Here is a 7394-nt window from a genome sequence, read left to right on the forward strand (position 1 = left end):
GCAACGTTCTGAAACTTTACCAAAATGGGATATCACGATTATCCCATTATGACTGGTATTTTATTTGTCCGCGAGTCCCTTAGAGCTCTGCCTGATGGTTCTAGCACCAAGATTGTTGCTTTGACTGCTAATGCTTTTGCTCAAACCCAAGAACGAGCTTTATCGGCAGGGTTTGATGATTTTGTTGCTAAACCGTTTCGAGACGCAGTAATTTTTGAGAAGATGGCGCTTCATTTGGGTGTTCGTTATATCTATGAGGAGAAGTCACTGAGGAAGTCCAGAGAGGATGAGCCTGCCCAGCAACTGACTCCTGAATCGCTGTCTGTGCTGCCGAGGGAGTTTATTCACAAGCTTTACAAAGCTGCGGCGTGTGGAGATGAGCAAGTTGTAAGGCTGTTAATTGAACAGATTCCCCGCTCCCAGAAACAAATTGCTGGGGCTTTGACCAAGTTAGTTGACAATATGAGTTTAGATATCATCAGCGATTTGACTCAGAATTGCATTTCGGCTGATTGTACGATCGCACCATCCCCAGACTGTGCTCAAAATTAACTCTACTTTGAGAGTCTGTACCTCATATATCAATATATGAAGTTTGACAGAACGGGCGATCGCACTATTCCCCAAATTGTGCTCAACGTTAACTCTGCTGTGAGAGTCTTTACCTCAGATATCGATATATGACGTTCGGCCGAGCGGGCGATCGCCAAATCCCCAGACTGTGCTCAAAATCAAATCTACTTTGAGAGTCTGTACCTCAGATATCGATATATGACGTTTGGCAGAGCGGGCGATCGCACCATCCCCAGACTGTGCTCAAAATTAACTCGGTTTTGAGAGTCGTACCTCATATATCAATATATGAAGTTTGGCAGAGCGGGCGATCGCACCATTCAAAAATTGTACTCAACGTTAACTCTACTGTAAGAGTCTGTACCTCAGATATCGATATATGACGTTTGGCAGAGCGGGCGATCGCCCAATCCCCAGATTGTGCTCAACGTTAATTGGGTTTTTAGCGTCCGTACCTCAGATATCGATATATGACGTTTGGCAGAGCGGGCGATCGAACTTAAATTTTTCTTGACAGTCTTCCCTTCTACTAAACTTAATCAAATTTGCTCGGCAGACTAAATATTAAGTTACTGCTTCAAGGTGTGGCCGAACGGTGATTAGCGGCGATGCCTTCTCATATATTGATATCTGATGTCTGCTAGCGATATATGATGCTTAAATCATCTACATTCAAAATTATGCAAATTCGACTAGCAGTTATCAGCAATGCTGGCGGCACTGGCAAAACCACACTTTCAGTTCACCTCGCCTACGAACTGGGGTTAAGGGGTTTGAAAGTAGCCATTATGGATCTCGACCCCCAAGGCTCCCTGACCCTTTTTTGCGGTCTAAATCCGCCAGAGCCAGAACACACACTGTCCGCCATAATGCGAGAAAGCTTTAACGGCTCTTGGCCTCTTACTCCTACCTGGAGTTCCCACACCAATAATGTAACCGTTTGTCAAGGCGGAATGACACTGACACAAACAGCAGACGAGTTAGTTCTGCACAAACGTGGCGCTTATCTTCTAGGCGATTGCCTGAGCGACTATCCTTTGGAACACGACCTAATTATCTTCGACTGCCCCGCTACCCTCGGCCCCTTGCCCTTGATGGCACTAACCGCTTGCACTCATATAATAGTGCCCGTACAGCTCGAACCAAAATCAATTCAAGGAGCAGCTCACCTGCTGGAGTGGTACTACCACCATTGCAAACAATTACGCCTCAAGCCCCAACCAGAGATTTTAGGGTTTGTACCCAACCAATACGATACTAAACGAGCCGTCCACCGACAACTTTTAGAGTCATTGCCAGCACAGTTAGAGCAGATGAATATCCGCGTTTTTCCACCAATTCGGGACAGTGCAGAATTTGTCAATGCCAGCGGTCAAGGATTGCCCTTACACATTTACCGCCCCCTTCACCCAGCTTTAGGCGACTTCAAAACAATTGTTAAGCACCTGGCTACCTTAATGGGAAATGAAGTTGCTCCGGCTGTTGCCAAAAAAGGCAAAAAAAAGAAATAGTATTTGATTCCTACTCACAACTTGCTCGCCCCGCGAAAACGAGTCCTTCGTTTCTGACGGAGAGCCATGAACTCATTTTTTTCGATCCAAATCTAAAATCTAAAATCTAAAATCGCTATGGCCGCTCGTAAAGCTCCAGACCTAGGAAATTATTTTTCATCCGCCAAGCAGTCAATGCACCTCTCTGAAGCTGAAACCGAGATTCAGGAACTCAAAGCAGAAATTGAAGAACTGCGAAAATCTGGTTCAACAGAATTGGAATCTCAACTGACTGCACTGCGAGAACAACTAGAATCTGCCAACGGTATCCTGTCCATTTCAATTGACCAAGTTCAGCCTAATCCAGACCAACCCAGACAGACATTTTTGCCGGAAAGTATTGAATCCATGTCCCGTTCCCTCGCTAGTGACGGACAACTGCAACCCATTATCTTGATTCAAAGGGGAGAACTCGTGATTTTCGACGGAGAGCGACGCTGGCGCAGCGCTAAAACTTTGGGCTGGCCAACTTTGCAAGCTGTCATCATTCCAGAGCCGGCCTCTTTGCACCGCAAAGCGCTGCTAACTTCCCTACACCGGGAAGATCTCAATCCTCTCGACAAAGCGGAGGCTATTGTGCGAGAGTTGTCCAGCAATACGGGTTTGGAAGCTGCGATTATCCCCCGCACTCTATCCACAGCCGTGCGGCGGTTGAACGCGCAAAAGCGCATGAACTCAGTTTCTGAGTTGGTGACGGCGATGCCTGACAAGCAGCAGCAGGGTTTAACCGCTTTAGATTTAGATGAAGAAGAGCTGGCCGTTTTGGGGAGATTGTTGGATTTGCAGCTCAATCCCGCTTCCATCGATGCCAACATTTTCCCGATGCTATCTTTAGCTGATAACCTGAAGACGGCTATGAGAAAATTAGGACTTAAAGGGGTTCATGCAACGGCTCTTTCTAAACTCTCTGCTAAAAATTTGGGGTTGTCTGAGTCCGAGGCACAGTCGATTAGAGTTAATGCGACTACCCAAGTTATCGCTGAGAAATTGTCGGCAGTTCAAACTCGTAGATTGGTACAGGAAATTATCAGTTCTACTCTCAATTCCCCAGAGGTCGTCCGGCAATTCAAGCAGGTTAAGCAAGCAACTGGGAACTTAAAAAAGCTGTCGCCAGAAATGTTGGAGCAAGCTGAAGTTGACCAACTGGTGGAATTGCAGGATGTTTTGCGCCAAAAACTAGCGGAGATTGAAGCAGTATTGAAACAAAGTGCGATCGCAAAAAACTCTCCCTAACCATAATGATCTCGGCGTTTTTGAGAAAAGCGAAAACAGGCGATGGGGTGTGCGAGAAACGAACAAAGATTTTTGTCTGTAGAACCGCTTTGACATCTTTTGTGAAATCCTTACAGGGGAACCTGTCTAGCCTAAATTTAGGATTCTACTGATTCGGTCCAAACCAACATTCTGGTAATCAGTCTGGAAGAGATCTCAAATGGGTTATATAACGATTTAACCTGTTTTTATGCTTAGTTGGGTGGGTGTAGTCCTGCTGAAACAAGCAACCGACGTAAGTTAACCACACCTTGCCGATTGAGTTTAAGAGCCTCAATTGTTGCGGAACCGCAGGGAGTTTTGCCAATAATCTGAGTAAAACCCTCGTTCCAGTCAAAGTTGTCTGACCAAACCTGTTGACGAGGATTGAAGAGAGCTACAATCTGTCCCGTTTGCGGATCGGTGTAGGTTGTTCTGGAATATTTGCGACCATTGCAGCCAAAACATGACCAGGCTAAATTCTCGGCAGTTGTTTCCCCATCTGCTTGACGTGGCTTGATGTGATCTACTGTAAAACTATCGGGTGAGAAGTCTTCTGGGCATTGGCAATATTCACAATAGTTCTTTGCTCGTTCAGCAACCGTTTGCCGAAGAGCAGCAGAAACTCGATCGGAGTCAGATGGCATGGCAAGGTAGAGGCTCCTCCTTCAATTCATTATTTAGGATGGTCAGATCAATATTCCTCAATTTAGCCAGTTGGATCAAAGCTTTAAGGCGTTCTACCCTCTGCTGCTCTAGTAAGTCTTCATAGCCAATGAGTTCTTGCTGTTCTGCTTCAGTGAGTTCACCCCACTCTCCGCGCTCGCGCAACGATTCTAACTGCTTTTGTTCCTCGACTGGAAGGCAATGCTGGATAATCTGGAGTAACGAAGCTTCTTGAGAAGCGATCGTTTGCTCAGAAGGTTCTGCTAAAAACTCTAGCAGTTGCACAACGGCTGTCAGCCTTTCGGTTGGCAGTCTGTCAATGAGGGCGATCGCTTGGGCGCGAATAGTTGGAAAGGATGTCATCTCAATTACTATCCTATCTAGACTTGATGCTATTTTAGCAGGAGAACACAGTACACCAGCCGTTATGGTTGGCATTTCGGCGTTGCTGATTGACAGTATAAATTAAGTAATCGCACAGAATTAATTACATACAGCTTCTTTACGGAGGAAGGCTTGTAGCCAAAATTTTGTGTAATTAATTGTGTTCCACTACTTAAGTTCTACGCAAAAGCTCAACGGCGCAAACAGTCTGTGTTTGGCTCAAGCGTAAAAAATGTGAATTCATACTCAAGTTCAGTAACGCCTGGAAGGGCGTTGCTGATTTACGGTATGAACGGCTAAATATGCAAATCATAAAAACCATTGTCCACAAAGCTTCTGGATTTTTGCCTAATTCTTTTTCATACCCTGATTAAGCAACGCCCACGATTTTACGGAATTATCATCAAAATTTTCTTTGGGGATCACCCACCTCCTCATTTTCACGCAGTTTACGGTGAGTACAATGCTTTGATCGGGATTGAATCTTTAGAGATTATCGAAGGAGATTTACCGAATCGGGCCCAAAAGCTGGTATTAGAATGGGCTGCGTTGTACCAGAAAGAACTGCTGGATATGTGGAATAGCCAAGAATTTAGTAAACTTCCACCGTTAAAATAAATGTGATTTTTTTATGAAACCTGAGCGCATTGTTTCAGCTAACGCTATTGATGATAAAACCTTGATGGTTAAGTTTACCAATCTTGAAATTAAAAAATACGACATTTCAAAATTATTAGACAATCCGATGTTTGCGGCCTTACGCAATCCTGGGTTTTTCAGGAGTTTTAAAGTTGAACCGGGTGGTTATGGACTGGTTTGGAATGAGGATATCGATATTAGTGAGTATGAACTTTGGCAGAATGGAATCAGTTTGACGGATGAGGAAATTGAGCGATACATTGAATCTATACATCATGTTGCTCACTGAGAAACAATGCCTGATACTGCTGGGCGATCGACCTTTGGATACTAAAAGAGCGATCGCCCTTCGCGCGTGAAAAAGCAGTAAAGGGCGATCGACCTTTGGATACTAAAAGAGCGATCGCCCGAACCTGATAAAAAGTAGTAAAGGGCGATCGACCGGCACGATACCAAAAAGTGCGATCGCCCGTCGCCCGTGAAAAAGTGGTAAAGGGCGATCAACCTTTGGATACTAAAAGAGCGATCGCACTTCCCTACATTTACTAAAGCACTTGCGGTAATTGTCTAATTCGTCGTAAGGATTCAGGTCTTTGATTGGGGAACAAGAGAAGGCATGAAAAAGCCACAAGAATGGGCAGATATAGCATCACGGAAAAAAGCTATAGCGCTTTTACCCTGAAACCGACAAGTCTGAATCACAGATAACAAATCAGCAGTTTGTTCAAACCGAGACATTGACCGGGAGCCCCCAGATACCTTACGTTTAGTCACGGCTAATCGCAAAGAACGTTCTGCCAAATTATTATCAGGAGGAATGGATGGATGGTCTAAAAAGTACCACCACTGTTGCGCTTTCTCACGCAACGAGCGCAGTAACAGTCCAGCAGCATGACCAACATGACCTTGCCAAGTATTTAACAATTCTGCCAACCTGGTCTTAAAGTCCCTTGCCCAAGTGTGATAATCAAGCTCTTCAGGGTGTTCCCGCCATTTTCGATGTTGTCGAAATGCCTCATCAATTAATTCCAAAAATGCAGAAGCGACGACAGTGTTATTACCGTGGCCCATTTGCAAAACTTTCTTAAAATGTCGCCGTAGATGGGCTAAACATTTCTGCTGCGCTCCCACAATCACACCGTTATAGACGCTAAAATCATCGGAACTCAACACACCAGCAAACTCGTTCCCCAGCATTGTCTCTAATTCGGCTCTACTGCGAGTGTCTGCGGCATGAAACAGGCAAAAATCTTGACCTGTGGCTGTCCACAACCATTCTTTTACTCCCTTGACACACCACGGAGTTTCATCGACATGGACGTTGGCTTGCAATGGTGCCCATTTCCATAGCTCTTCAACGGCAGGCTTTACAGCATCAGCTACCCGCGCATTCGTTGCTTGTAAAGTACCGATCCCAATTTCAATTCCACCTAATTCCCGTAGAAATTCTTGTTGTTTTTCATAGGATATGTGCCCATAATTACCTAACCAGCTCAATAATGCTTGTAGGTCGATGCTTAAGTCTTGTCCTGGAACTATCCCGGATGCTGGTGCACCCATCACCATTGCTCCGCATTCATTACATTGACATTTGACTCGTTGATATTCCACCACTTCAATTGGTAAGGCTGCTAAACACACTACTTGTTGCTTGCTATAACCAATCGCATCACTTAATTCTCTGCTACCACAATGCTCACTCTTAGTCCGGAGTGCTGATTTGATATCTATCTACTCGCCCAAATCCTTTTCGGGTTTTACCGATATGTCCCGGCTGTCCTCCTGGTTTGCGCTTTGCCTCGGACTCTGACTCTTTTGAGTTGTCAACTTTGGCTGTCTCTGATTTCTGTATCAGATCGCTCGATGGTGGTTTCGATGATGTTTTACTATTGCTGGGCTGTCTCTCTTTGAGGTTTTCGAGCTCTTGTTGTAATTTTTCAATCAGCTTTTGTTGGGTTAGCACAATTTTGACCAGATCCTCACGGCTCAACTGGTCAACTATTTCTAATTTTAGTGCTGCTGATAACTCTGGCTTTTCGCTCATCTGACTACATTACCATATTTTTCGGCTCTGGATGAACTATTTTTTACCTGAATCCTTACAATTCGTCGGTAGTTGCTGATGTTGTTTCCGCCACATATTCAGTCGCTGCTACAGGTTTTTCCGGTTCAGATATGAGAGTTTTTTCTGAGTCTATACTGACTGGTTTATCGGTAGTTAGTGATGTTGTTTCTGCGGCAAATCCAGTCGTTACTACAGGTTTTTCCGGTTCAGATATGAGAGTTTTTTCTGAGTCTATACTGACTGGTTTATCGGTAGTTAGTGATGTT

9 protein-coding genes and 1 pseudogene are annotated in these 7394 nt (G+C 44.7%); 5 read left to right on the forward strand and 5 right to left on the reverse strand.

Annotation, left to right across the window (positions count from 1 at the left end; genetic code table 11):
- The first annotated feature begins 24 nt into the window (after nucleotides 1–24).
- The 3 genes from QUB52_RS27865 (at nucleotide 25) to QUB52_RS27875 (ending at nucleotide 3356) form a co-directional block, all read left to right on the forward strand.
- Complete coding sequence (locus QUB52_RS27865) at nucleotides 25–552, forward strand: response regulator (RefSeq protein WP_332975465.1); 528 nt, start codon at nucleotides 25–27, stop codon at nucleotides 550–552.
- 701 nt (nucleotides 553–1253) lie between these two features.
- Nucleotides 1254–2084: a ParA family protein gene (locus QUB52_RS27870; RefSeq protein WP_265238864.1), complete on the forward strand. Its 831-nt coding sequence runs from the start codon at nucleotides 1254–1256 to the stop codon at nucleotides 2082–2084.
- Nucleotides 2085–2201: 117 nt separating this feature from the next.
- Nucleotides 2202–3356, forward strand: coding sequence for a ParB/RepB/Spo0J family partition protein (locus QUB52_RS27875; protein ID WP_332975466.1), 1155 nt, complete (start codon nucleotides 2202–2204; stop codon nucleotides 3354–3356).
- 233 nt (nucleotides 3357–3589) lie between these two features.
- On the opposite strand, the gene QUB52_RS27880 is transcribed toward QUB52_RS27875, so the two are convergent.
- Both QUB52_RS27880 and QUB52_RS27885 read right to left on the reverse strand, forming a co-directional pair.
- On the reverse strand, nucleotides 3590–4021 hold the full coding sequence (locus QUB52_RS27880) for an HNH endonuclease (RefSeq protein ID WP_332975467.1): 432 nt from the start codon (nucleotides 4019–4021) through the stop codon (nucleotides 3590–3592).
- A complete protein-coding gene (locus QUB52_RS27885; RefSeq protein WP_332975468.1) occupies nucleotides 4011–4478 on the reverse strand; it encodes a hypothetical protein in 468 nt (155 codons plus the stop codon). Before QUB52_RS27885 ends, QUB52_RS27880 begins: the two co-directional genes overlap by 11 nt.
- Nucleotides 4479–4745: 267 nt before the next feature.
- Here QUB52_RS27885 and QUB52_RS27890 point away from each other — a divergent pair, with 267 nt between their 5' ends.
- On the forward strand, nucleotides 4746–5042 hold the full coding sequence (locus QUB52_RS27890) for a DUF4160 domain-containing protein (RefSeq protein WP_332975470.1): 297 nt from the start codon (nucleotides 4746–4748) through the stop codon (nucleotides 5040–5042).
- A 13-nt stretch (nucleotides 5043–5055) separates the two neighbouring features.
- Complete coding sequence (locus QUB52_RS27895) at nucleotides 5056–5352, forward strand: DUF2442 domain-containing protein (RefSeq protein ID WP_332975471.1); 297 nt, start codon at nucleotides 5056–5058, stop codon at nucleotides 5350–5352.
- A gap of 41 nt (nucleotides 5353–5393) precedes the next feature.
- On the opposite strand, the gene QUB52_RS27900 is transcribed toward QUB52_RS27895, so the two are convergent.
- The 3 genes and pseudogenes from QUB52_RS27900 to QUB52_RS27910 all read right to left on the reverse strand — a co-directional run.
- A complete protein-coding gene (locus QUB52_RS27900; protein WP_332975472.1) occupies nucleotides 5394–5567 on the reverse strand; it encodes a hypothetical protein in 174 nt (57 codons plus the stop codon).
- 81 nt (nucleotides 5568–5648) lie between these two features.
- Nucleotides 5649–7107 (reverse strand): annotated as a pseudogene (tnpC, locus tag QUB52_RS27905) (IS66 family transposase).
- A 55-nt stretch (nucleotides 7108–7162) separates the two neighbouring features.
- The coding region (locus QUB52_RS27910) for a hypothetical protein (RefSeq protein WP_332976315.1) at nucleotides 7163–7394 on the reverse strand (232 nt) is incomplete at its 5' end.

This window comes from Microcoleus sp. A6-C6 (assembly GCF_036705955.1).
Lineage (GTDB): Bacteria > Cyanobacteriota > Cyanobacteriia > Cyanobacteriales > Microcoleaceae > Microcoleus.